The sequence below is a fragment of the Bacillus sp. FSL K6-0972 genome (assembly GCF_037976035.1).
GTDB lineage: Bacteria > Bacillota > Bacilli > Bacillales > Bacillaceae > Bacillus > Bacillus haynesii.
On sequence record NZ_CP150260.1, the window covers coordinates 4312405 to 4339191 of the forward strand.

The 26787-nt window shown below is 46.1% G+C and carries 19 protein-coding genes; 11 read left to right on the plus strand and 8 right to left on the minus strand.

Annotated elements, in window-relative coordinates; all coding sequences use genetic code 11:
• Positions 1-16 precede the first annotated feature (16 nt).
• The 5 genes from MKX80_RS21845 to MKX80_RS21865 all read right to left on the minus strand — a co-directional run bounded on the left by MKX80_RS21845 (position 17) and on the right by MKX80_RS21865 (position 6695).
• Entirely contained in the window at positions 17-2071 is a 2055-nt protein-coding gene (locus MKX80_RS21845; protein WP_339227658.1) for a beta-galactosidase, read from the minus strand.
• Between the two features lie 36 nt (positions 2072-2107).
• Positions 2108-2947 (minus strand): sugar ABC transporter permease, encoded by an 840-nt coding sequence (locus MKX80_RS21850; RefSeq protein ID WP_182069669.1) that lies wholly within the window; start codon positions 2945-2947, stop codon positions 2108-2110.
• Positions 2948-2950: 3 nt separating this feature from the next.
• The gene (locus MKX80_RS21855; RefSeq protein WP_154999262.1) at positions 2951-4207 is read right to left on the minus strand and encodes a sugar ABC transporter permease; all 1257 of its coding nucleotides are present in this window, start codon (positions 4205-4207) and stop codon (positions 2951-2953) included.
• Positions 4208-4288: 81 nt separating this feature from the next.
• Positions 4289-5557, minus strand: a complete 1269-nt coding sequence (locus MKX80_RS21860) for an extracellular solute-binding protein (RefSeq protein ID WP_182069667.1) — start codon at positions 5555-5557, stop codon at positions 4289-4291.
• Positions 5558-5702: 145 nt separating this feature from the next.
• On the minus strand, positions 5703-6695 hold the full coding sequence (locus tag MKX80_RS21865) for a LacI family DNA-binding transcriptional regulator (RefSeq protein WP_182069665.1): 993 nt from the start codon (positions 6693-6695) through the stop codon (positions 5703-5705).
• A gap of 257 nt (positions 6696-6952) precedes the next feature.
• On the opposite strand from MKX80_RS21865, the gene MKX80_RS21870 reads away from it, so the two are divergent.
• The 3 genes from MKX80_RS21870 to galT are packed head-to-tail and all read left to right on the plus strand — an operon-like array spanning position 6953 to position 10622.
• Entirely contained in the window at positions 6953-8122 is a 1170-nt protein-coding gene (locus MKX80_RS21870) for a galactokinase (protein WP_326171511.1), read from the plus strand.
• A 14-nt stretch (positions 8123-8136) separates the two neighbouring features.
• On the plus strand, positions 8137-9138 hold the full coding sequence (galE, locus tag MKX80_RS21875; protein ID WP_154999258.1) for a UDP-glucose 4-epimerase GalE: 1002 nt from the start codon (positions 8137-8139) through the stop codon (positions 9136-9138).
• Positions 9135-10622 carry a UDP-glucose--hexose-1-phosphate uridylyltransferase gene (galT, locus tag MKX80_RS21880; RefSeq protein ID WP_339227663.1) on the plus strand — a complete coding sequence of 496 codons (1488 nt, stop codon included), beginning with the start codon at positions 9135-9137 and terminating at the stop codon, positions 10620-10622. Before galE ends, galT begins: the two co-directional genes overlap by 4 nt.
• 36 nt (positions 10623-10658) lie before the next feature.
• Here galT and MKX80_RS21885 read toward each other — a convergent pair whose 3' ends face one another.
• The gene (locus MKX80_RS21885) at positions 10659-11831 is read right to left on the minus strand and encodes an ROK family transcriptional regulator (RefSeq protein ID WP_154999256.1); all 1173 of its coding nucleotides are present in this window, start codon (positions 11829-11831) and stop codon (positions 10659-10661) included.
• Positions 11832-12076: 245 nt separating this feature from the next.
• Here MKX80_RS21885 and MKX80_RS21890 point away from each other — a divergent pair, with 245 nt between their 5' ends.
• The 7 genes from MKX80_RS21890 (at position 12077) to ahpF (ending at position 22663) form a co-directional block, all read left to right on the plus strand.
• The gene (locus MKX80_RS21890; RefSeq protein WP_154999255.1) at positions 12077-12808 is read left to right on the plus strand and encodes a GntR family transcriptional regulator; all 732 of its coding nucleotides are present in this window, start codon (positions 12077-12079) and stop codon (positions 12806-12808) included.
• The gene (gene gntK / locus MKX80_RS21895; RefSeq protein ID WP_268293836.1) at positions 12801-14342 is read left to right on the plus strand and encodes a gluconokinase; all 1542 of its coding nucleotides are present in this window, start codon (positions 12801-12803) and stop codon (positions 14340-14342) included. The genes MKX80_RS21890 and gntK overlap by 8 nt, the downstream gene beginning before the upstream one ends.
• Positions 14343-14363: 21 nt before the next feature.
• The gene (locus tag MKX80_RS21900) at positions 14364-15710 is read left to right on the plus strand and encodes a GntP family permease (RefSeq protein WP_268314617.1); all 1347 of its coding nucleotides are present in this window, start codon (positions 14364-14366) and stop codon (positions 15708-15710) included.
• Between the two features lie 29 nt (positions 15711-15739).
• Positions 15740-17143, plus strand: coding sequence for a decarboxylating NADP(+)-dependent phosphogluconate dehydrogenase (gene gnd / locus MKX80_RS21905; RefSeq protein WP_154999252.1), 1404 nt, complete (start codon positions 15740-15742; stop codon positions 17141-17143).
• 286 nt (positions 17144-17429) lie between these two features.
• Positions 17430-20033 carry a bifunctional acetaldehyde-CoA/alcohol dehydrogenase gene (adhE, locus tag MKX80_RS21910; RefSeq protein ID WP_268293838.1) on the plus strand — a complete coding sequence of 868 codons (2604 nt, stop codon included), beginning with the start codon at positions 17430-17432 and terminating at the stop codon, positions 20031-20033.
• A gap of 523 nt (positions 20034-20556) precedes the next feature.
• Complete coding sequence (gene ahpC, locus MKX80_RS21915) at positions 20557-21120, plus strand: alkyl hydroperoxide reductase subunit C (RefSeq protein WP_020453590.1); 564 nt, start codon at positions 20557-20559, stop codon at positions 21118-21120.
• A gap of 13 nt (positions 21121-21133) precedes the next feature.
• On the plus strand, positions 21134-22663 hold the full coding sequence (ahpF, locus tag MKX80_RS21920; protein WP_268342621.1) for an alkyl hydroperoxide reductase subunit F: 1530 nt from the start codon (positions 21134-21136) through the stop codon (positions 22661-22663).
• A gap of 584 nt (positions 22664-23247) precedes the next feature.
• On the opposite strand, the gene MKX80_RS21925 is transcribed toward ahpF, so the two are convergent.
• Both MKX80_RS21925 and MKX80_RS21930 read right to left on the minus strand, forming a co-directional pair.
• Positions 23248-23877: a hypothetical protein gene (locus MKX80_RS21925; protein WP_326168723.1), complete on the minus strand. Its 630-nt coding sequence runs from the start codon at positions 23875-23877 to the stop codon at positions 23248-23250.
• 69 nt (positions 23878-23946) lie between these two features.
• The gene (locus MKX80_RS21930; protein WP_268342619.1) at positions 23947-24960 is read right to left on the minus strand and encodes a hypothetical protein; all 1014 of its coding nucleotides are present in this window, start codon (positions 24958-24960) and stop codon (positions 23947-23949) included.
• Between the two features lie 187 nt (positions 24961-25147).
• Here MKX80_RS21930 and MKX80_RS21935 point away from each other — a divergent pair, with 187 nt between their 5' ends.
• Positions 25148-26785, plus strand: a complete 1638-nt coding sequence (locus MKX80_RS21935; RefSeq protein ID WP_216930137.1) for a DUF2075 domain-containing protein — start codon at positions 25148-25150, stop codon at positions 26783-26785.
• The last annotated feature ends 2 nt before the right edge of the window (positions 26786-26787 follow it).

Sequence of the window (26787 nt, forward strand, 5' to 3'; positions counted from 1 at the left end):
CGGATGTCCCTCGGGCTTATGTTTTTGCTTTTACAGCTATTCTGGCCTCATATTTTTCCAATGTGACTTCGCCGGCCAGCGTTTCTCCGGTAAGCATATCTTTAACGGCCGACTCCAACACGACGGACTGACGTTCTTCTGTGAAATTCATGATGAAGATATAATCATTTTCTTCATCCTGTCTGACTTGAACGGAGACGCCAGGCTGGTGTTTCACGTCAAAAGCCGGTTGAATCGATAGCTCTCTGATCAATTTTTCATAAAAATCCCGATGAAATTGGCTGCTTAAACGCGCACCGATATAATACGTTTTCCCCTGTTTGTATGGATGGCTCGTAACAGCCGGCGTGTCCGCATAAAAATCGTCCTCATAGAATCCCTCTGGATCTGCCGTATCCAGCTTCAGCACGGTCGCGTAATCTTTTAGCTCATACGACCGGTTTTGATAACGGACTGCATTTTTGTCGCCCGGATAGAGCGTATCGGTTTCAACAGGCTCCATGCCAAACATCTCTTTCAGATCTTTGGGCCATCCGCCTAAATAGGTCAGGTCAGATTCGTTGACGATTCCGCTAATATACGTCATCACCAATGTGCCCCCGTTAGCAGCAAATGCCTTTAAACGCTCGACCGTTTCTTCGCTTGCTAAGTAAAGCATCGGAACGATCAGCAGCCGGTACGATGAAAAATCCTGTTCCTTCGTAATCACGTCGACTGGAATATCACGCTCCCAAAACGCGCGGTAGTGCTCGTGTAAGGTTTGGGGATACAGCTTGGTCTTCATCCCGAATCCTTGTGCATCTTGGAGCGCCCAATGGTTTTCCCAATCATAGAGAATCGCGACATCCGCAGGCCGGGTCGTTCCGGTGACCTCAGACAGCTTTTCAAGGGTTTGCCCCACTTTTGCCACTTCTTTAAACACGCGGTTCTCGGAACAATTGTCATGGCCGACAACAGCACCGTGAAATTTTTCCGATGAGCCGCGGGATTTCCGCCATTGAAAATAGAGGATGCTGTCAGATCCGTGGGCAATCATTTGCACAGAAGACAGGAGATGCATGCCCGGCCGTTTCGCTTTATTAAAATCGTGCCAATTGACAGCGCTCGGCGTCGATTCCATTAAGAGAAACGGCTGCTGTTTCAGGCTGCGGTACAAATCATTGATAAAGCCGACTTTCATGGCCAAATCAGCTGTGCTTTCCCAATCATTGTGCCAGGCGGGATACGCGTCCCAGCTGATTACGTCCAGGTGCTTGGCAAACTTGCTGTAGTCCAGCCCTTGAAATGGAATGAGATCATGTGTGTCCGCCATAAAGTTGGTCGTAATCGGAATATTCGGCGTGATTTCTTTCAACGGAACGATCTCATTTTGAAAGAAAGAGATCGTCTGGTCAGTGACGAAGCGGCGCCAGTCTAAATTCAAGCCGTGCACCGCATTTTCCCCGATCGGAGACGGCGATTCAATCTGTGACCAATCGTTGAAGGTATGGCTCCAAAAAGGTGTCCACCATGCGTCATTCAAAGATTTAAGATCATGGTTGTACTTCTTTTTCAGCCAATTTCTGAAGGCGTGCTGACATTGATCACAATGGCATTCTCCTCCGTATTCGTTGGAAACATGCCACATCAAAAGAGCAGGATGGCTGCCGTACCTTTCCGCCAGTAAGCGGTTGATCTTTCTCGTTTTTTCACGGTATACGTATGAAGTGAAGCAATGGTTATGCCTTCCGCCATGCAGCTGTTTGACACGTTCCGCATTCACGCGCAGCACTTCCGGATAGTTTTGCGACAGCCAAGCAGGACGGGCGCCGCTCGGTGTCGCCAATATAATCCGGCCGCCGTTCCGGTGAATGCTCTCAAAAATATCATCCAGCCATTCAAACGTATAGACGCCTTCTTCCGGCTCAAGAGCGCTCCATGAAAAAATCCCCACTGAAAATGTATTCGTATGGGCAAGCTTCATCAGCCTGATGTCATCTGCAAGAATATCCGGACGGTCAAGCCACTGATCCGGATTATAGTCTCCCCCGTGAAGCATGTATTTTGCTTGTGTCGTATAAATTTTTGGCATATTACTCTCCTTTTTTAGACCATATTCTCCTTCGGACTATCCTTTCGTTCCGCCTGCCGTCAATCCTGACACAAAGTTCTTTTGCAGCATGATAAAGATGACGGCTACCGGAATGCTGATCAAAATGGCGCCGGCGGCAAACGTCGTATAGCTGGCTCCCATCACTTCATTGACTAAATTGTATAAACCGATCGGCAATGTATACGACTCCGGTGTCCGCAATATCGTCGAAGACAAAACGAAATCCCCGAGCGGTCCGGTGAATCCGTTCATGGCGACGACCGCGATCATCGGTTTGGATAGCGGCATGATAATCTGCAGAAAAATCCTTGTATTGCTTGCGCCGTCAATCTTAGCGCTCTCATCCAAATCGATGGGAATGGAGTCTATATACCCTTTCATCAAATACGTGTTCATCGGTATGAGTCCGCCGATGTACAGCAAAATCAGCAGCCAATGGCTGTTCATCATTCCCAGCATCTGCGCTAAAACGAAGAGCGCAACCAAAGCTGAAAATTGAGGAATCATTTGCAGCAGCATGAATAAAACTAAAGCGTTTTTCCTTCCTTTAAAACGAAACCGTGAAAAAGCATAAGCTGTAAAAGAAACACTGATGACCGATCCGATCATCGTAAAGATGCTGATTTTCAGAGAGTTTATATACCATTGCCCGTATTGGAGACTCTCTTTTCCGGCGAATAATTCTCTATAATGATCCAATGTCGGATTTGCCGGAATGATAGAAGTACTGACCAAACTGTTGCCGGGATTAAAGCTGGCTCCCACCGTCCAAAGCAGAGGGTATATGATAACGGCTGTCATAAAAACCAACAGAAAGTAGGTCAGAAGGAGCCGAAAGAATCTTCTTTTCTTCATATGTTAAGCCCCCTCTTTGAAAGAATTTGTCCGTCTGAACTGCCACAGCGCGATCGAGATGACAAATACCGACAGCAGGATCGTCAATGCGGCAGCTAAAGAGTACTGGCTCGACTGCATCGTTAATTTGTAAATCCAGGATACCAGGATGTCGGTTCCTCCCGCTGTTGACCCCGGAACAGCCGGACCGCCCCCATTGAATAGATAGATAATATTGAAGTTATTAAAATTAAAAGTGAATTGCGTAATGATAATCGGCGCCATCGCGATTAAAATCAGCGGCAATGTGATATGCCTGAATTTCGAAAACGCGGAGGCTCCGTCAATGGTCGCCGCTTCATAAAGGTCGTCCGGAATCGACTGCAGAACACCGGTCGTCACAATGAACACATAAGGAAATCCGAGCCATCCCTGCATGAGGATCAGCGCCAGCTTCGTCCAATTGGCATTCGTCATCCAAGGAATCGGATCGATGCCGAAAGCGGCGAGGATTTGATGATTGAAAGCACCGAAGCTGTCATTAAAAAGGCCGGCAAACACGAGAATGGTAACAAAACCGGGCACGGCCCAAGGCAAGACCAGAATCGTCCGGAAAAATTTTTTGAAGCGGACTTCCTTCTGATTGACGACAACCGCCAACAAAATTCCCAACCCGACTTGGAGCGTGGAAGCGACAAGCGTCCAGACGATAGTCCAAGCTAAAACATCCAAAAAAGTCGACCGCCAAATATCAACGGTGAAAATTTCGGAAAACGTTTTAAGTCCTACCCAATCGACAAGGTGGGCAGGCGGAGAATGGTAAAGGTTATAGTTTGTAAAAGCTAATGCAAAGCTGAACAAAATCGGAAAAACAACGGCAAAAATCAGGATGAACAGCGATGGTCCGCTGATGAGATACGGATATCCCTGAGCCATTAAATGATGATATTGTTCCTTGAGTGAACTGAGCTCCTTTTGTTCATCACGCCGCTTTCCGTTTTGGTAGGCGTCCCGCAAATTGGCGTAATAGACAGCCAGCCCAAAACAGGTGACAATCACGGCAATGATGCCTTCTGCCAATAGAAAAATCGAGTTATCGCGCGGCACTTCGGTTCCAAGCGTAAACAGGCCCCACAGCCCCATATTCAGCAAATCACCAAAAACCGTGAAGAACGAGACGCCTAAAAGAAGGAATAACAGACCCTTTATCCATTGTTTATTGTAGAATTGGCCCAGACCGGGAATAATCGATAATAGTAAAGCTTTTTTGCGATGCTGCACCTTCTCTTTCACCTCTTTATATGGACGTCCTGATAATAAATGGCGCCAAACTTAAGACAAGTTTGACACCACTGCTGCGGCTTATTTGCTGCCGCTGTGCTTTGCTTTGATCTGTCCTTGTATCGTTTCCGCGGCTTGATCAAGCGCTTTTTTCGGTTCGGCTTTTCCGGTTGCGATTGTTTGCAGAGCCGCATCCGCCGGCGTCCATACTTCATTCATCTCAGGAATATTCGGCGTCAACTCTGAGTACTGAGATTGCTCGGCAACAGCTTGAGCCGCTTCGCTTTTTGTGACGGCAGGATCATCCGCCAGTTCTTTGACAGCGGGAACTTCTTTTGTGATCTCATATCTCTTCTTTGAGTTTTCTTTATTAGCGAGGAAAACGGCTAATTCTTCCGCTAGATCGGCATTCTTTGAATAAGCGCTTACATTGTAGCTCTTCACACCGACAAAAGAACTCATATGTTTGCCGTTGGACAGCTTAGGAAGCTTGGCAACCCCGTAGTTGATGCCCGCTTTTTTGAACGGTTCCAGATTCCACGGGCCTGAAATGATCGCTGCTGCCTTTCCTTCCGTAAACAGCGATTCCAGCACGTTGATGCCCTGCTCCCCAATAATTCCGGCAGGGAACAGCCCATCTTGATAAAACTTCTGAATGTACTCGGCACCTTCGACTGCACCTTTGTTATTCAAGCCGAGATCGGCCGGATCATAAGTACCGTCTGCATCGCTTTTAAAAATGTAGCCGCCGTATCCGCCCATGACGCTCTGCGCATAATAAATCTGGTCAAACAGCGCCAGGAAGCCGAATTTTTTGCCGTCAGCCGTTTTTTTGGAATACTCATACCATTCATCCAGCGTTTTCGGCAGTTCTTTTTCAGAAATCAAATCTTTATTATAGTAGAGCATCGTCGTTTCGACCGCTTTCGGCAGGCCGTAGACCTTGCCGTTTGTCATCTGGGATCTCATTGCAGGTTCCGTATAGATCGACTGGATCTCTTTGTCCACCTTTAATTCCTTGATCAAACCTTCCGTAACCGCTGTTCCGATTTGATCTCCAGGCATCGTTAACACATCCGGCCCCGTTCCTGCCGGTCCATCCATCCGCAAGTCTTCGATCTGCTTTGCGTAAGGCTTTTCAACGACTTTGACAGATACGCCGTGCTCTTTTTCAAACTGGGCGACGGCATCTTTAATGCCTTCGCTTTTCTCTTTATCTTCCCAGACCACGAGTTCCTTTTGCTTCGAGCCTGATGCTTCATTGCTGCTCTCTTTAGGCCCGCAGGCAGTTAAAGACAAACTGAGAGCAATGACACTGCTGATTCCAACATATTTTTTCATATTCATCATTTGTCTCATTCCTTTTATTGGAGTGAAAGCGTTTTACAAAAACAATATAGCATGACTCAGGAAAAGTGTAAACAATTATTTTACTGACTATAGTAAAATATTTTACGAAAAGGCGCGGCCTGTTAATCAGCAGCCCGCGCCTTTCTTAATTGGTGCTTTTCCTGACCACCAGTTCAGCACCGATATATAGCGTTTTTACAGCTTTTCTTTTTTCAAGTATTTGTTCAAGAAGCAATTCAATCGCGTTTTTGCAAAGTTCTTTAATATCGATATGGAATGTCGTCAGCGGTGGAGATACGTATTTCGCCACACTGATGTTGTTGATGCTGATGATGCTCACCCTGCCGGGGATGGCGATCCCTTTTTCATTTAAAGCCTGAAGACAGCCTACGGCAATCGGGTCCGCCGCTGTAAAAAAGGCCGTCGGCAGCTTTTCGCCCAATGTTTCAACCGCTTTTTCCATCAGATGGTAGCCGTTTTCCACCGAAAATCCCCTGCGGCAAAAAATAAAGCTTTCCTCCAAGAGCCCTTTTTCCCTCATATAATCGCGAAACGTTCGTTCCCTTACGTCCATTTCGTCTTCATCGGTATTGGGATTGTGGTACGTACCTCCGATAAAGCCGATCTTTTCATGCCCCTTTTCAATGAGAAAGTCTACCGTTTTCCTCGTCATCTGCTTTAAGTCCGGTCTGACTGAATCAAAGTGATTCGGATCAGGCGTCGAATCGATAAATACTCCGTGAGGCGTCATCTGTCTTAATCGGATTAATTCATCATTTGAAAATGAGCCGACCGCAATGAATCCTTCTATGTTTTCGGGAATGGCGTCAATGCCGCCCGAAATTTTATAGGTCGTCAGTTCAACGTTGAATTGCTTTGCGAGCTTCTCGATTTCCAGCCTCATCGTTTTAAAATACACGTCTTCAAGCTCTTCTTTATCCGTCAGCCAGTACAGAAACGCGATGTTTTTCACCAGTGTCCTAATCGTTTTTTTGCGGTAGTTCAGTCTTTCCGCCACTTCAAATATTTTTTCCCTCGTCTCATCGGGTACGGAAAGGCTTTCGTCATTATTCAATACACGGGAAACCGTTGAGATGGAATACCCCGCCTTTTCTGCAACATCTTTTATCGTCGCCACGATTGTAAAACCTCCATGTGAACATCTTTATTTTTAAAAGGGATTTTAATTTTAGTAAAATATTTTACTAATTTAACGTTGATTTGCGTAAAAGTCAAGTGCTAATTGCCCTATACCTGCCAATAAGGATTTTACATGAAAACGCTTCAATTGAAAAAACACTTTTTATTGCACCAATTGAAAACCCGTAGTAAACTGAGGTTGAACTTAATTAAATTAATTTATTAAGTCTGCACGTCAAACGAATGGGAGGACATATGAATACTGCAGCCGCTTTATCAAACGACTTTCGTTCTATTTTTAAGACAGAAAAGACACCGCGAACCTTTTTTGCTCCGGGAAGAATCAACTTAATCGGCGAACACACAGATTATAATGGAGGGCATGTTTTCCCCGCCTCGATTTCATTTGGCACCTATGCCCTTGGCGTAAAGCGCGATGATCAAATGATCCGTTTCTATTCAAAGAACTTCCCTGACAAAGGAATAATTGAATGCAGCTTGAGCGATTTAACCTTTGACCAGTCTGACGGCTGGGCCAACTATCCGAAAGGAATGTTCCTTTTGATGAAAGCGGCAGGCCATCAAATCGTTCACGGCGCCGATATTTTGTATTACGGAAATATTCCGCACGGGGCGGGCCTCTCTTCTTCCGCATCGATTGAGCTTGCGACAGGCGTTTTGTTAAAAGGGCTTTATGATTTGCAGACAGACACGATCTCCATGGTTAAGCTCGGACAAAAAGTCGAAAACGAGTACATCGGCGTGGGGAGCGGCATTATGGATCAATTCGCGATCGGCATGGGGAAAAAGAATCACGCGATTCTGTTAGACTGCCGTACACTTGATTACACATACGCTCCCTTCGTGTTGAAGGAACACGATGTGATCATCATCAATACAAACAAACAGCGGACGCTGGCCGGGTCTAAATATAATGAAAGGCGAGCCCAATGCGAAGAGGCGCTCGGCGACCTGCGGCAGGAGTTATCGATTGCAAGTCTGGGCGAATTGACGGCGGAAACATTTGAAGCCCATCAGCACCTCATCCGAAATGAAACCAATCAAAAACGCGCCAAGCATGCTGTGTACGAAAATGCCCGGACGCTGAAAGCGCTGGAAAAACTTCGCGAGGGCGACCTCGCCGGGTTCGGCAAGCTGATGAATGAATCTCATGTGTCATTAAGGGATGATTATGAAGTGACAGGGCTGGAGCTTGATACCATTGTCCAGGCAGCCTGGGAACAGGACGGTGTCCTGGGTGCCCGCATGACCGGCGCCGGGTTCGGCGGCTGTGCGATTGCGATTGTAGAAAAAGACCGGACAGACAGCTTTAAAGAACGCGTGAATGCCGTCTACCGCGAAACGGTTGGCTATGATGCCGCTTTTTATACTGCTGCGATAGGCGAAGGCGCCAAAGAAATATAGAAAGGGGAATAGATATGAGTGTGTTGGTTTTGGGCGGTGCCGGCTATATCGGTTCTCACGCCGTGTACCAATTAATAGACAGAGGCGAAAACGTCGTTGTCGTTGACAACCTCGAGACCGGCCAAAGGCAGGCGGTACATCCTGATGCAGCCTTTTATGAAGGGGATGTGCGCGATCTCGACTTCCTTCGCTCTGTTTTTGAAAAGGAACGTATTGAAGAAGTGATCCACTTCGCCGCCAGTTCACTTGTCGGCGAATCGATGAAAGATCCGCTCAAATATTACGATAACAATGTATCGGGAACACAGGTTTTGCTTCAGACGATGCTCGAGCAGGATGTGAAAAAAATCGTATTCTCCTCGACCGCGGCCGTCTACGGAGAGCCTGAATCGGTGCCCATCACAGAAGACATGCCGACACAGCCGACAAGCACCTACGGGGAAACGAAACTGATCATGGAGAAGCTCATGAAGCGGACTGAAGAAGCCCATGGGATCAGCTTTGTGTCTCTCAGGTACTTCAATGTTGCAGGAGCAAGGGAAACCGGAGAGATCGGAGAAGACCACCGTCCGGAAACACACCTTGTCCCCATCATCCTGCAAGCAGCTCTCGGACAAAGACCGCATGTTACGATTTTCGGTGATGACTATGATACACCCGACGGCACGTGCATTCGTGACTATGTTCATGTTGAAGACCTGATTGACGCCCACCTGTCGGCATTAAACTATTTAAGAAAAGGCGGCAAAAGCGATATATTCAACCTCGGCAGCAGCGAAGGATTCTCGGTGAAAGAAATGATTGATGCGGCCAGAAAGGTAACCGGGAAAGACATTCCCGCCGAGATCGGCAAGCGCAGATCCGGCGATCCGAGCATCCTGATTGCCGGATCTGACAAGGCAAAGCAAGTTCTGGGCTGGAGGCCTTCGCGCACTTCTGTAGCAAAGATCATTGAAGACGCCTGGAAGTGGCATTCCTCACATCCAAACGGGTACAGGAAGGAAGTGTCAACATGATTGAACAAGACATAGCCGGACTTATTCAAAAAGCGCTTGAAGCAGGGTTAATTGAACCGGCTGACGTGAACTACGCACGCAACCAAGTGATGAATCTGCTGGGCTTGGAATCGTTTCCTGAAGAAGCCCCTGCGGCTTCCATAGACTCCATCCCCGACCTTTTGGAAAAACTCGTCGACTATGCAGTCGAACACGGCGTGATAACTGACGACATAGACGTGAAAGACATGCTGGCTGCAAACGTAATGAACTGCTTTGTTGCAAGACCTTCTGTCATCAATGCCGTGTTTCAGCAAAAATACGCTCAATCGCCGCTGGAGGCCACCGAATATTTTTATCAACTCAACAAAAACAGCAACTACATCCAGACAAAACGAATTGAAAGAAATGTTTCGTATCAGATGGATACCCCTTACGGCACAATGGATATTACGATCAATTTGTCAAAACCGGAAAAAGACCCTGAGCAAATCAAGCGGGAGCGCGCCGCTGCAAAACGATCACGCAGCTATCCGACGTGCCTGCTGTGCAAAGAAAACGAAGGATATGCAGGACGAATCGGATATCCTGCCCGGGCGAACCACAGGATTATTAAAGTCCGGCTCGCCGGAGAAAACTGGTATTTTCAATATTCTCCATATGCTTACTATAACGAACACAGCATTTTATTTTCTGAGCAGCATCGGCCGATGAAAATTGATAAGCTTGCCTTTCACAGACTGCTTGCTTTTACAGAGCTGTTTCCGCATTATTTTATCGGATCAAATGCCGATTTGCCGATCGTCGGCGGGTCTATTTTAAGCCATGATCATTATCAGGCCGGACGATATGAGTTTGCGATGACGCGCGCAGAAGACGCGTTCTCTTTTCAAATCAAACGGCATCCTGACATCGAAGCTTCCGTTTTAAAATGGCCAATGTCCGTCATCCGCCTGAAAGGAACTGCGATCAACAGCCTTGTTGATGCGGCGGACGATATTTTTCAGACTTGGAAAAACTACTCGGATCGACAAGCGGATATCGCGGCTTTTATAGATGGCACGCCTCATAACACGATTACGCCTATCGCAAGAAACGTCAGCGGCGTTTTTGAAATCGACCTTGTGCTCAGAAACAACCGGACATCTGCCGAGCACCCATACGGCATATTCCATCCGCATGCTGACGTCCACCATATTAAGAAAGAGAATATCGGCTTAATCGAAGTGATGGGCCTGGCCGTCCTTCCTCCCCGCTTAAAGACCGAATTGGCGGGAGTGAAAGAATTCCTGCTCGGACAGTCAGATGCCGTTGAAGCTCATCACCGGGAATGGGCCGAACAGCTCAAAACCGAATACGGAGAGCTGTCCGAGCCGGAGCAGGCTGAATCCATTGTACGAAAAGAACTTGGCCAGAAATTTGTTAAAGCCCTTGAGGATGCCGGGGTATTCAAAGACCGCGAAGCTTTCATGCGCTTTATCCGCACGGTCAATCATCAGGAGTAAGGCTTCACCGGTGTTAAAATAGGCGAAAAAATAAGCTTATTTTAACACCGGATCAAACAGCTCCGCCAGCAGCAATGAAACGGCTCCGTAAAGCGTCGCTTCATCACCGAGCTTCGTTATCGTCACCTCTGTCTGCCTCGCTTCTGCTGTTAAGGCCTTCTGCTGTATCGTTTCTCGTATCGCCGGCAATATGAACTTCCCGCCCTTCATCACTCCGCCGCCCAGCACGATTTTGCCCGGATTGACAAGATGAATGAAGTTGGTCAGCCCGATTCCGATAATCACACCGGTTTCCCGAAAGAGTTCGATACACGTTTGGCAGCCGTTCTCGGCCATTTCAAACAAATCTTTGGCTGTCAGGCTGTCCGAACTTTCTTTCAACCGCTTTTTCCCCCGTTCGGCAATCGCTTTTCCGCTTACAATTGTCTGCAGGCAGCCGCGGTTGCCGCACTCGCACTTTTCTCCATTGATATCAATGATCATATGGCCCAGTTCCCCTGCAATTCCTTCAGCTCCATGGTACAGTTTTCCGTTGATGACAATCCCCGCACCGACGCCGCGGCCAATGTTCACGGCAGCCATGCTGCCTGCATCATCACAGCCGCCGAACCACGATTCGCCAAGCGCCATCGCCCTGGCATCGTTTTCAACTCTTACGGTTAAGTTGAATTCTTGTTCCAGCACATCTTTAATGGGAATATTGGTTAAGTTTAAAATCGGCGCGATGCGCGACATTCCCGTTTCAGCATCGACGACCCCGTGCATTGCGATGCCGATCCCGATGATCTTTTCTTGATCGACATCGGCTCGTCCCAAAATGGCATAGATACTTTCTTTTAAAACATCCATGAATCTCTCGTTTGTCAGCGGCTTTTTCAGCAGGCTCGATGTCCGCTGCAGAATCGCTCCGGCTAAATCGGTTAAGACGCACTCCACCGTCTCAGGCCCTGCATCAATGCCAATGACATAAAAGGCACCTGTGTTGATGTGCAGCATTGTCGGCTTCCTTCCGCCGCTCGAATGACCGAGCGTGCTTTCTTTCACAAGGCCTTGTCCGATCAGCTCTTTGACGATGCTTGAGACCGTGGGAGGGGTAATCTTTGTTTCCTTGGCGATCTCGGCTCTCGAAATCGGCTCTGAAGTTCTGATTTTATTAAGAATGATCGATTTGTTCACCGATTTCATTAATTGAAATGTACCGCGCTGCATGTGAAATCCTCCATTTACACCTATCGTAGGTTTTATTGTACCACGGTTAATTAATTAAATTAACAAACGAAAATAAGAAAGCTTGTTATCAGCTTTCAAGGCGTTCGGTGAACCTCACCAACAAAAATGTTTTTTAAATGGAAAAAATTTTTCGGAAAATTTGAAATGAAAGTGTTTGCATAATCAAAAAAATCGCGTTATCATACTTGTATACAAGTATACTCGTATAACAGGAAGGTGAGTGTATGAGCGAATCTAAAGGCCTTTTATATCCGGAAAAGTGGCTTTCAAGAGCTTCAACAGGTGTTCGCGTCGCATGCGAGCTGAGAATGCGCATTATTTCCGGCTTGATTGAAAGCGGTACCATTTTATCTGAAAATAAATTGGCTGCGGAATTCTCGGTGAGCCGGTCTCCCATCCGCGAGGCTTTAAAAATACTGGCATCGGAAAAAATCATCCGTTTGGAACGGATGGGCGCCGTTGTCATCGGTTTAACCGAAAAAGAAATTGGAGAAATTTATGATGTGCGCCTGGTGATGGAAACATTCGTATTCGAACGGCTTGGACGGGCCAATGTCGACGAACTGGTAACAGACCTCAGCAAAATATTGGAGATGATGAAAGTCTCCATCAAATACAAAGATGCCGACGAGTTCTCATTTCAAGACGTCTTATTTCACGAAACGATTGTCCGCTCCATCAATCATTCTTACATTTTGATGATATGGAACAATCTCAAACCTGTGATGGAAAGCTTTATTCTTTTATCCATGCGGGCCCGCTTAAAAGAAAAATACGAAGACTTTGAACGAATTCTCGATAACCATGAACTTTATATCCAAGCGATCAAAACGAAAGACAGGGATCTGATGCTTAAATCCCTACATCAAAATTTCGATGACGTGCAAGGTAAAGTTGAAGATCTGTGGCTGTCGCAACAAATGCTGACGAAAGGGGCCGAACAAGAAAATGACTAGTTATATGTTAGGCATAGATATCGGTACGACAAGCACGAAAGCGGTTTTATTCAGTGAAAAAGGGGACGTGATCCAAAAGGAAAGCATAGGCTACCCGCTTCACACACCGGACATCTCGACCGCTGAACAAAACCCGGATGAGATCTTTCAGGCCGTCATCCAGTCAACGGCGAAAATCATGCAGCAGCATCCTGACAAACAGCCGTCATTCATTTCATTCAGCAGCGCGATGCACAGCGTGATTGCGATGGACGAAAACGACAAGCCGCTCACCTCCTGCATCACTTGGGCAGATAACAGAAGCGAAGGCTGGGCTCATAAAATCAAAGAAGAAATGAACGGGCACAATATCTACAAACGGACGGGAACGCCGATTCATCCAATGACGCCGCTAAGCAAAATCACGTGGATTGTAAACGAACATCCTGAAACCGCTGCCAAAGCGAAAAAATATATCGGAATCAAAGAATATATTTTCAAAAAACTATTTGATCAATATGTCGTTGATCACTCCTTAGCTTCGGCGATGGGAATGATGAATCTCAAAACATTGAACTGGGACGAAGAAGCGCTGACCGTTGCCGGCATCACGCCCGACCACTTATCAAAGCTCGTTCCGACAACAGCCATTTTCAATAATTGCAATCCGGAACTGGCGGCGATGATGGGAATCGATCCGCAAACGCCGTTTGTCATCGGTGCCAGCGACGGCGTGCTGTCCAACCTCGGCGTCAACGCGATTAAAAAAGGCGAAATCGCCGTCACCATCGGGACAAGCGGTGCGATTCGCACGATTATCGATAAGCCGCAGACCGATGAAAAAGGCAGAATCTTTTGCTATGCCTTAACTGAGAACCATTGGGTAATCGGCGGGCCAGTCAACAACGGCGGGATCGTCCTTCGCTGGATCAGAGATGAATTTGCTTCATCAGAAATCGAAACGGCAAAACGTCTCGGCATTGATCCATACGATGTCTTGACCAAAATTGCCGAACGCGTCAGACCGGGTGCCGACGGACTGCTGTTCCACCCATACCTCGCAGGCGAACGGGCGCCGCTCTGGAATCCGGATGTGCGCGGTTCATTCTTCGGCCTCACCATGTCGCACAAAAAAGAACACATGATTCGCGCGGCATTGGAAGGGGTTATTTACAATCTGTACACCGTCTTCCTGGCGTTGACAGAATGCATGGACGGTCCAGTTGCCCGAATTCAGGCGACCGGAGGTTTCGCAAGGTCTGATGTATGGAGGCAAATGATGGCCGATATTTTCGAATCGGAAGTCGTCGTGCCGGAAAGCTATGAAAGCTCTTGTCTCGGAGCCTGCATTTTGGGGCTGTACGCGACGGGAAAAATCGATTCGTTCGATGTCGTCTCCGACATGATCGGAAGCACGCACAGACACGCGCCGAAAGAAGAATCGGCCAATGAATACAGAAAATTAATGCCGATCTTTATCAACTTATCTCGAGCACTGGAAAACGAGTATACACAAATTGCAAATTATCAAAGAAGCTTATCCAGCAAAAAATAGGGGAGAATTGGAGGCGTTATCATGCCATTAGTGATCGTAGCAATCGGGATTGTCGCACTATTGCTTTTGATTATGGGGTTAAAACTGAATACGTTTGTTTCATTAATTATCGTATCGTTCGGTGTTGCTTTGGCACTCGGAATGCCGCTTGACGACATCGTCAAAACGATTGAAGAAGGGCTCGGCGGAACGCTTGGCCATATCGCATTAATCTTCGGGCTCGGCGCCATGCTGGGCAAGCTGATCGCGGATTCAGGGGGCGCTCAGCGCATTGCGATGACCCTCGTCAACAAATTCGGGGAGAAAAACATCCAATGGGCGGTCGTCATCGCCTCCTTTATCATCGGGGTTGCATTATTCTTCGAAGTCGGATTGGTTTTATTGATTCCAATTGTATTCGCCATTTCAAGAGAATTGAAGATTTCTATTTTATACCTTGGAATTCCGATGACGGCGGCCTTATCCGTCACACACGGCTTCCTGCCTCCGCATCCGGGACCGACGGCTATCGCGGGAGAACTCGGCGCCAATATCGGGGAAGTGCTGCTCTACGGTATCATTGTTGCAATTCCAACCGTTCTTTTGGCCGGACCTTTATTTACGAAACTGGCGAAAAAAATCGTCCCGCAATCATTTGAAAAAATGGGCAGCATCGCTTCACTCGGTGAGCAGAAAACGTTCAAGCTTGAAGAGACGCCAGCCTTTGGCATCAGCGTCTTCACAGCTATGCTTCCGGTCATTATCATGTCTATTTCGACTGTTATTACGCTCATTCAAGAAACGATGGGACTTGCAGACAACAGCCTGCTGGCAGCGGTTCGTTTAATCGGGAATGCCTCGACTTCGATGGTCATCTCCCTGTTGGTCGCGATCTATACAATGGGTATCGCCAGAAAGATCCCGATCAAACAAGTGATGGATTCCTGTTCAACTGCCATTACACAAATCGGAATGATGCTCTTGATCATCGGGGGCGGCGGAGCCTTCAAACAAGTCTTGATCAACGGCGGAGTAGGCGACTATGTAGCTGAATTATTCAAAGGAACAGCCATGTCACCGATCTTGCTCGCCTGGATCATCGCCGCGATTCTGCGCATCTCTTTAGGTTCCGCGACAGTTGCTGCATTAAGCACGACCGGACTCGTTCTTCCGATGCTCGGACAAAGCGATGTCAATCTTGCGCTGGTTGTGCTTGCAACAGGGGCCGGAAGTGTAATCGCTTCCCATGTCAATGACGCGGGCTTCTGGATGTTCAAAGAGTACTTCGGCCTAAGCATGAAAGAAACATTTGCCACCTGGACACTGCTTGAAACAATTATTGCGGTGGCCGGATTAGGATTTACTTTATTGTTAAGTCTATTTGTATAAAAAAGTTTTAATGAAGGAGCAGGTATTACATGCGGAATACAATCGGTGTCATAGGTTTGGGGGTCATGGGGAGCAATATCGCCCTGAACATGGCAAGCAAAGGCGAACAAGTCGCCGTCTATAACTACACAAGGGATTTAACCGATCAACTCGTCCAAAAAACGGGAGGCCAAACAGTCAATCCGTACTATGAGCTTGAAGATTTCGTAAAGTCTTTAGAAAAACCGAGAAAAATCTTTCTTATGGTCACAGCAGGTAAACCGGTCGATTCTGTCATTGACTCGCTCGTTCCTCTGCTTGAAGAAGGGGACGTCATCATGGACGGCGGCAACTCCCACTACGAAGATACAGAACGAAGATATGACAGTTTGAAAGCAAAAGGAATCGGCTACTTGGGAATCGGCATTTCCGGCGGCGAAGTCGGCGCTTTAAAAGGCCCATCCATTATGCCCGGCGGAGATCGGGACGTCTACGAAAAAGCAGCTCCGATTCTTACAAAAATCGCTGCCCAAGTGGGAGAAGATCCATGCTGTGTCTACATCGGTCCGAAAGGCGCGGGTCATTTTGTCAAAATGGTGCACAACGGCATCGAATACGCAGACATGCAGCTCATCGCCGAAGCGTATACATTTTTAAGAGAAAAGCTTCTTTTGCCGATAGATGAAATCGCTGACATTTTCGACACATGGAATCAAGGAGAGCTGAAAAGCTATTTAATCGAAATCACAGCGGAGATCCTGCGGAAAAAGGATGAGCGAACGGGCGCTCCGCTCATCGACGTCATCCTCGACAAAACCGGCCAAAAAGGCACGGGCAAATGGACGAGCCTGCAGGCCGTCGACAACGGCATTCCATCATCGATTATCACGGAATCCCTGTTTGCCCGTTACCTGTCATCATTAAAAGACGAACGGACAGCTGCGGAAAAAGTATTGGCCGGACCTGAAACAGAAGAACAGCACCTGGATAAGAAGGTGTGGATCGACCACGTCAGACAGGCATTATACATGGGAAAAGTCTGCGCCTATGCACAAGGCTTCGCTCAATATAAAATGACGTCTGACCTGAATGGATGGAACCTGCCGTTAAAGGACATCGCCCTCATCTTCCGCGGCGGCTGCATCATCCGCGCACAATTTTTAAATCTCATCAGCGAAGCGTTCGACAAACAGCCGGACCTGTCCAACCTGCTGGTCGCACCTGACTTCGCTGAAAAACTAAAAGAATACCAGTCCGGCTTGCGAAAGGTCGTCTGCGAAGGCATCAGCTCAGGCATCTCATTCCCGTGCTTAAGCACAGCCCTTTCCTATTACGACGGCTACCGGACGGGCCGCTCAAACGCAAACCTGCTGCAAGCGCAACGCGATTATTTTGGCGCTCACACGTATGAGCGGACGGATATGGAAGGCGTGTTTCATACGGACTGGCATTAAAAGCTGCACCCCGGATCTCGGGGTGCATTCTTATTTTACTCAAGAATGAATTTCATACTTTGTTCAACATTTCACAAACTTATATTTAAAATTCGTGATATGATAAATTCAGCCACAGAAAAGGAGGACTGATGCCAAAATAAACCAGACAATCCGCATAAGATTCACTTCAGGGATAAAAATTTTTAACCTTACTTGTGAAATGTTTCACAAACTATACCGGCATCATTCATCCCTGGACATCCTGTTGTATTCAAATTCCTATTCATTCACTGGAGGGTTTACAATGGCAATCGAAGAAAAGGACATGAAACAAAAGCAAAATGCCTCAAACATGATTGATCAGCTAGTCGAAAAAGGCCTAAAGGCATTGGAAGAATTCCGCAGCTTTGATCAGGAGCAGATTGATGAGATCGTCAAACAGATGGCGCTTGCCGGCCTTGATCAGCACATGCCTCTCGCCAAACTTGCCGTCGAAGAAACGAAGCGCGGCGTTTATGAAGATAAAATCATTAAAAACATGTTTGCCACAGAGTATGTCTACCATCATATCAAATACGATAAAACAGTGGGCATCATCAATGAAAACGAACACGACGGAGTCATTGAAATCGCGGAGCCTGTCGGTGTCATCGCCGGCGTGACGCCGGTGACCAACCCTACTTCCACCACCATGTTCAAGTCCCTGATAGCGATCAAAACAAGAAATCCAATCGTGTTTGCTTTCCATCCATCCGCCCAAAAATGCAGCCGTGAAGCTGCGAGAATCCTTCGGGATGCAGCCATCAGGGCAGGAGCACCCGACAATTGCATCCAATGGATCGAAACGCCTTCTCTGGATGCAACTCAAGCCTTAATGACCCACCCGAACGTTTCCCTGATCCTCGCAACAGGAGGCGCAGGCATGGTGAAATCCGCTTACAGCTCCGGAAAACCGGCCCTTGGCGTCGGACCTGGAAACGTTCCATGCTACATCGAGAAATCTGCCAACCTGAAGCAAGCCGTCAATGATCTGATCTTATCCAAAACATTTGACAACGGCATGATTTGCGCATCAGAGCAGGCCGTCATCATTGACAAAGACATCTACTCAGACGTAAAAGCCGAACTGACAAGAAACAACTGCTATTTCTTAAATGAAACCGAAAAATCAAAGGTCGAGAAATTGGTCATCAATGAAAATACTTGCGCGGTAAACGCTGATATCGTCGGCATGCCGGCATTCAAAATCGCTGAAATGGCCGGTATAAAAGTGCCTCAAGATACAAAGATCCTCATCGCCGAATTAGAAGGCGTAGGTCCGGATGACCCACTGTCCAGAGAAAAACTGAGCCCTGTTTTAGCATGCTACAAAGTCAGCGGGCTTCAAGAGGGATTAAAACGTGCCGAGGACATGCTGGCGTTCGGCGGAACCGGCCACTCGGCGGTGATTCATACGAACGATCAAGAAGCCGTTAAAGAATTCGGATTAAGGATGAAAGCCGGGCGGATCATCGTCAATGCACCGTCGTCACAAGGGGCGATCGGCGATATTTACAACGCCTATATGCCTTCCTTAACGCTCGGCTGCGGCACATATGGCGGGAACTCCGTCTCGTCAAACGTAGGAGCTGTTCATTTAATCAACACGAAAAAAGTGGCGAAAAGGAATGTCAATATGCAGTGGTTTAAAGTGCCTCCAAAAATCTATTTTGAAAAACACGCAACCCAATATTTAGCGAAAATGCCTGACATCTCAAAAGCGTTGATTGTCACCGATCCGGGAATGGTGAAACTCGGATATGTAGACCGCGTCCTTCACTACTTAAGAAGGCGTCCGGATTACGTTCATTGTGAAATTTTTTCTGATGTCGAGCCTGATCCTTCAATCGAAACAGTGATGAACGGCGTCGACATGATGGCCAAATTCCAGCCGGATGTCATCATCGCCCTCGGCGGAGGTTCTGCAATGGATGCCGCAAAAGGAATGTGGTTGTTCTATGAACACCCGGATGCTGAATTCTTTGGCTTAAAGCAAAAATTCCTGGACATCCGCAAGCGCATTGTCAAATACCCGAAACTGGGCGAAAAAGCAAAATTCGTCGCAATCCCGACGACATCAGGCACAGGATCTGAAGTCACTTCATTCTCTGTCATTACAGACAAAGAAACGAATACGAAGTATCCGCTGGCCGATTATGAATTAACGCCGGACGTCGCGATCATTGACCCGCAATTTGTCATGACCGTGCCGAAACATATTACGGCTGACACAGGAATGGACGTATTAACACACGCAATTGAATCATACGTATCGTGCATGGCTAACGACTATACAGACGGCTTGGCCATGAAGGCCATCCAGCTGATCTTCGAATACCTGCCTAGAGCATACAAAAACGGCAGCGACGAGCTGGCCCGCGAAAAAGTGCATAATGCATCAACGATTGCCGGAATGGCATTTTCCAATGCCTTCCTCGGCATCAACCACAGCTTAGCCCATAAGCTTGGCGCCGAGTTTCACATCGCTCATGGACGGGCAAACGCCATCCTTCTGCCGCACGTGATCCGCTATAATGCAGCGAAGCCGAAAAAGTTCACAGCATTTCCTAAATACAGCCACTTCGTTGCCGACCAGCGCTACGCGGAGATTGCAAGAACGCTCGGCCTGCCTGCAAAAACAACTTCAGAAGGCGTTGAAAGCCTGATCCAGGAGATCATCTCGCTCGCCAAAGAGCTTAAAATTCCGATGAGCATTAAACAAAACGGCGTGGATGCCGCCGCATTTGAAAGCAAAGTGGATCTCATGGCCGAACGCGCCTTTGAAGATCAGTGTACGACAGCCAATCCGAAACTGCCGCTCGTTTCGGAGCTTGCTGAGATTTACCGTTCCGCGTATAAAGGTGTTTAGCCAAAGAAGCCGTCATTCCGACGGCATTAGATTGTTGACAAAATCTCAAAACGGCTTTTTGTTTTGGGATTTTGTCATCCCTTCAGCGTGATTGAAAACCCTTGCAGTCTAGGAAGGCCAAGCATCGGAGCGGACTTTCACAGGAGGTGATGACGGCGGCGTTCAGGCAGGACGCCTGGGCGTTTAGCCGCCGATCCTTCCTCTATTCGTGAGCACCGACGCACAGGCCTGACAACGAATGCGAGGGTTTGTCGACACGCTGAAGCCGTCATTCCGACGGCTTTTCGTTTTCAATTAGGCCTCTTCATTCTCACCACTCTATCTTTTGTGCCAATCATACTATTTCAAAGTTATGAAACTCCAACTCTTTTCTTTAGCTGAAATACTTAACAAAAAATTAAAGGTCTTTCCCCTTGACAAAAAATATTTATTATTTGATAATTTGTATATAATTATAATAATTACAGAGAAATAAAGTTTACAATTTTTATTTCTCTTAAACTACATTCAGGAGGACGATATTATGTCTCTAATCGGAAAAGAAGTACAACCATTCGCAGCGAAAGCTTACAAAAACGGTGAGTTTATCGATGTTACACACGAAGATCTGAAAGGCCAATGGAGCATTTTCTGCTTCTATCCAGCGGATTTCTCATTTGTTTGCCCGACTGAGCTTGAAGATCTTCAAAACGAATATGCTGCTTTAAAAGAACTTGGTGTCGAAGTATACTCTGTTTCTACAGACACTCACTTCGTACATAAAGGATGGCATGACAGCTCTGAGAAAATCGGCAAAATCACTTACGCGATGATCGGCGACCCGTCTCAAACGATCTCCCGCAACTTTGAAGTGCTGAACGAAGAAGAAGGTCTTGCTGACCGCGGAACATTCATCATCGATCCGGACGGCGTGATCCAAGCTGTTGAAATCAACGCAGGCGGTATCGGCCGTGATGCAAGCACCCTGATCAACAAAGTAAAAGCGGCTCAATACGTCCGCCAAAACCCAGGTGAGGTTTGCCCGGCTAAATGGGAAGAAGGTTCTGAAACACTGACACCAAGCCTTGACCTAGTAGGCAAAATCTAAGGAGTGCATTCAATTGGTACTTGAAGCAAATATCAAAGCACAATTAAACCAATACATGCAGATGATTGAAAATGACATCGTCCTTAAAGTCAGTACAGGCGATGACAGTGTCTCTAAGGATATGCTGGCTCTTGTAGAAGAGCTGGCTTCCATGTCATCAAAAATCACTGTTGAAAAGGCGCAGCTCGACAGAACGCCAAGCTTTAGCGTCAATCGTACCGGAGAAGATACAGGCGTCACATTCGCCGGGGTTCCGCTCGGTCACGAATTCACATCTTTGGTGCTGGCACTCTTGCAAGTAAGCGGCAGACCGCCGAAAGTCGATCAAAAAATCATCGATCAAATCAAAAACATCAGCGGCGAATACCGCTTCGAATCTTATATCAGCCTCACATGCCACAACTGCCCGGACGTTGTGCAGGCATTGAACATGATGAGCGTGCTCAACCCGAACATCACGCACACGATGATCGACGGTGCGGCATACAAGTCAGAAGTCGAAAGCAAAAACATTATGGCTGTGCCGACCGTATACTTGAACGGCGAATCCTTTGGAAGCGGCCGAATGACGCTTGAAGAAATTCTTGCGAAGATGGGCAGCGGTACAGATGCGTCTGAGCTTTCCGATAAAGATCCGTTCGATGTACTCGTTGTCGGAGGCGGACCTGCCGGCGCAAGCGCAGCAATCTATGCGGCGCGCAAAGGCATCCGCACGGGAATCGTTGCCGAACGCTTCGGCGGCCAAGTCCTTGACACGATGAGCATCGAGAACTTCATCAGCGTGAAGCGCACCGAAGGGCCTAAGCTTGCGGCAAGCCTTGAAGAACACGTGAAGGATTACGAGATCGACGTCATGAACCTGCAACGCGCAAAAGGTCTCGAGAAAAAAGATCTTTTCCATCTAGAACTCGAAAACGGCGCTGTTCTGAAAAGCAAAACCGTCATTCTTTCAACAGGGGCGCGCTGGCGCAATGTCGGCGTACCTGGTGAACAAGAGTTCAAAAACAAAGGTGTCGCATATTGTCCGCACTGTGACGGACCATTGTTTGAAGGCAAAGACGTAGCCGTCATCGGCGGCGGAAACTCCGGTATCGAAGCAGCGATTGACCTTGCAGGCATCGTCAACCACGTGACTGTTCTTGAGTTCGCACCGGAGCTGAAAGCTGACGAAGTTCTGCAAAAACGTCTCTACAGCCTCCCTAACGTGACTGTCGTGAAAAACGCCCAAACAAAAGAAATCACGGGCGATGAAAACGTAAACGGCATCACTTACGTAGACCGTGAAACAGGAGAAGAAAAACACATCGAGCTCCAAGGCGTCTTCGTCCAAATCGGTCTTGTGCCAAACACGGAATGGCTGCCTGATACCGTTGAACGCAACCGCATCGGCGAAATCGTAGTCGATAAACGCGGCGAAACAACTATCCCTGGTCTATTCGCTGCCGGCGACTGCACAGACAGCCCGTATAACCAAATCATTATTTCAATGGGATCCGGAGCGAATGCTGCTTTAGGCGCGTTTGATTATCTGATCCGGAATTAATCTATAAAAAACGCTATGCTGAAGTTTCAGCATAGCGTTTTTCTGTATCTGTTTCCCGCATTCACGGCTCATTCGAGTTTGCCAATGGAAGCATCCCTCAAGCAGTGCGCCTCGGCACAGAGGCGTCCTCTCGGCAAGTAACCCTCTTACAATAGAATCCTTCTTTAATCATTTGGTACTATAGATTTAAATAGTGTTAATATTAGTCTTCATGAATAGAGGTTACTTAAAATGAGAAATGAAAAATCTTTTATGAACTCAACTGCTTTCTTTATCATCATTTGTATGTTAGGCGGGATACTTTTTCTTTTAACAAAGTGACATAACTGAACCAGTTCGCATCATTAGTGCACGATTTCATATCAACTTAAATCAGCCATCTCCCATTTAATAGGAGCAGCCCTTCCTGCAGTTGAACAGGGAAGAAGCGAAGTACTTGAGATTGGAGACTTAATCGCCCAAGCATTACACTTGAAAGAATTCTTTCATTTGACGAACGATCAGCCGTTTGATTTCTCCAGCATCTCATAAACAGTGAACAGTCTCAGTTTTTTAGTGAAAGGCCGGTGTCAATACAACCGGCCTTATTTCTGCGGCACCTCTTTTAATGAACCAATCCATACAGTTCCTGCGTTCACTTTATACCACTCATCTTTTCCGTCATTATCTTTTGAATAGGAGATTTCTTTTATGCGCAACACATCGCCTCTGCTTCTCAACCCTAGTTCGAGGTCTTCCTCCAGATCAGATAGCCAGTAATACACGGTATGAATATGAGGTTCCCATACAAATGCATTCAGCTCATGTTCTAAAGGTTCGTATATTTTCAAAGGGGATGTTTCCGTTTCTTCTTGCTTGTCGAAAGAATCACTGTAAAAATCGATCGCTTCTTTATAAGCAGCCACAATTTGTGAACGGATAAAATCAGGCTCATACAGCCAAATTTTCAAGTAGAAATCTTCATTTTCAGCTTTCAATTGCTTATGCCACTCATGATAGACATCGATTATCGCCTTCAAGAGCAAGCGTCTATACCATAATGGAGGAGTCATTGTTTGAAGCCCGTAAAAAGGAGGTATCCATAATTTAACGTAATCTCTATGTTGATCTCTTAAATATTTCATATTCAATTGAATATTGTTTGATTTCCACCATTCTATTCTTCGTTTCAGTCTTTTCCAGCCTCTTATTTTTTTCTTTGCCGAAAAATACATATTGACCTCCCTTTGCGCCGCAAAAATGGTGCAAGAGAACGCTCCCTTGCACCAAAAATAACACGCCAATTACTTATAATAATTATAATCATTAAATGTTGCGATCATATCGTTTTGCGTTCCGCTTTTTCCACGATTCGTATTAAAGTAAAGCGTCCCGTCATCAAAATCGACAGCCTCTATCTCAAAAAGCGTGTAAGCGCTGCTGGTAATCCTGAAAGATAAATCGCTGCGAGTAAACAATTCCTTCGAAAAGTCCGGAACCGGGTTTGTTTTTTGCTCATTAATCATTTCATTGATATTTAAAGGGTATGTCAATATAATGCTCACATTCGAAGCATTGCCATTGCTGTCCGGTTTTGTAAGCGGCACATATAATGTCCCCTGGTAAAAGGAGATTCCTTGCTGAATGAAATTAGAAACATCCATTGTCTGATGATTCACAACTGCTTTCGAATAGTTCAATTTAAACGTTGCTTCATAGTCGAATTTTCCGGTTGTATCATTGAATGTCCCAATAAAAAACCTTTTTCCCGATCTTACGATAAATTTATCTGTCCCAACCGAGTATGTGATACCGCCAATCGACAAATTCGAACCTTGATAATTCAGTACATACGTTTTAGCCACTTTATAAGTATTTTTCGTTGTATCGACGCTGAGCTTCACGATTTTATTGGCATACTTAGTACCGTCAGACATCGGTGCCACATAAACGCTGACGTTTTTATCACCCGCAGAAGCTTTGACAGCCAAGTCATTGGCGTGCCCTAAATCATAGCTCGTGGTATTGGTATCCGAATTTTTAAGAAGTGCAACGGTTCTATTGCTTGCCGTACCGCTCATTTTCACAGAGAATAACTGCGTCGTGTGATTCGCATTATTCAATTTTGCAGCGTAGATCACATTGTTATTGCGGTCAACGCACATCCCCTGCATCGCCGTGAAATACCCAGACTTAGACATGGAAACATAATCGGTATACGTATTAAAGTAGCCTGATTGCGCATATGCAGCCGTCCCCGCAAAGCTGCTGAGAGCTAAGATAACCGCTGTTATGAAAACTTTTGGTTTTTTTAACACCCTGCCATCCCCCCTTAAATGATTTCCATATTATATCCTTGAAGAAATATTGCGTCAATATAAGGATTGCTGTTTCCTTTCAGTCCCCCGCCTTTCTATCGATAAAACTTCCTGTTTGTTAAAATTTAGATTAATTTATCGTAAATATGGTACTATTATTTTAAAAAGAGATTCAGAGGCTGAAACAATGAATGAACTTGTGTTTGAAAAGAGAGAATTTACTCCAGACCATGTGAATGTTGTAAAAGCAATGCATATAAATAACTATCCGATTGTGTACATCCTTTATAACGAGAAAAAGAAACCGACTGTATACATTGGACAAACGGTGCAAGCTGCACGGCGTTTAAAAAATCATATAGATAATGAAAAGCGAAAGAGTTTGAATCGCTTTATTTTAATCGGCCATGAGAAATTTCATCAGTCTGCGACTTACAATATCGAGTCTAATTTAATTAACTATTTTATCGCCGATAACCGCTACCAGCTGCAAAACGTAAGCCAGACCCGGTCTAGGGAAATGCACAATTACTATCAGAAACCCTTTTATAATGAAGAGATCTTTCAAGTCATTTGGGAGAAACTTAGAGAAGAGAAAATTGTAGGCGATTCCCTTGAAAACCTTAGGAACAAAGACATTTATAAACTATCTCCCTATAAAGAGCTCTCGCCTCAGCAGCTTGATATTAAAAATAAGATCCTTGATTTCTGTAAAGAACGTATACAAAAAGAAGGAAATCATGTCATTGTTATTGAAGGAGATGCCGGCACAGGTAAAAGTGTCCTGTTAAGCTCTCTGTTTAATACGATTCAGGATTTGGCTAAAGATGAAAACTCTTTTTTATACGAAACGGATAATTACTTGCTAGTGAATCACAGCGAAATGCTGAAGACTTATAAAAGCATTGCCAACAGCTTACCGAATTTGAAGAAAAAGAGTCTCATGAAGCCAACGCCATTTATTAATGAGAAAACCAAAACGGGAGCAACAGCGGATATCGTATTAGTAGACGAAGCTCATCTGCTTCTGACAAAAGAAGATTCCTATAACAATTTCCGCTACCAAAACCAACTGGATGAGATCATTAAGCGCAGTAAAATCACTGTTGTGATCTTTGATCCAAAACAAGTCTTAAAGATTAAAAGTTATTGGAACGATAGATTGCTCGAAGAAATCATTAATCAGTATGATGCGAAAACTGTCAAGCTTACAGACCAAATGAGAATGAACGCCAATCCAGAAACGATGAAATGGATTGACAGCTTTGTTGAAAAGAAAGTTCTTCCCTTACCGATTGAAGGCTCCTCCTTCGAGCTTAAAATATTCGAAGATGCTGCTGCGTTTAAAACAGCTATTGAACGCAAAAACAGTGAAGATGGTCTCTCCCGGATTGTCTCGACCTTTGATTATTTACATAAAAAAGATAAAAAGACGTACATCGTTGATGAAGAAGGGATTAACATGCCCTGGAACAGCACCCAGGATAAAGTGACATGGGCCGAAAACCCGAATTCTATTAAAGAAGTCGGTTCCATTTATACCGTTCAAGGGTTTGATTTAAATTACGTCGGCGTCGTTCTCGGCCCTTCCGTAAGCTATGATGAAGAAAAAGACGAACTGGTAATTGATACTTCCAAATACAAAGATACAGGGGCTTTCGTGTCACGTACAGATTTGTCTCCAGAACAGAATGAACAAATTAAAGAACAAATCATCCTAAATTCAATAAATGTCCTGATGAAGCGGGGCATTCACGGCCTCTATATTTATGCGACAGACCCTAAATTAAGAAAGAGACTACTCGAGTTAAAAAGGGGAAAATGATC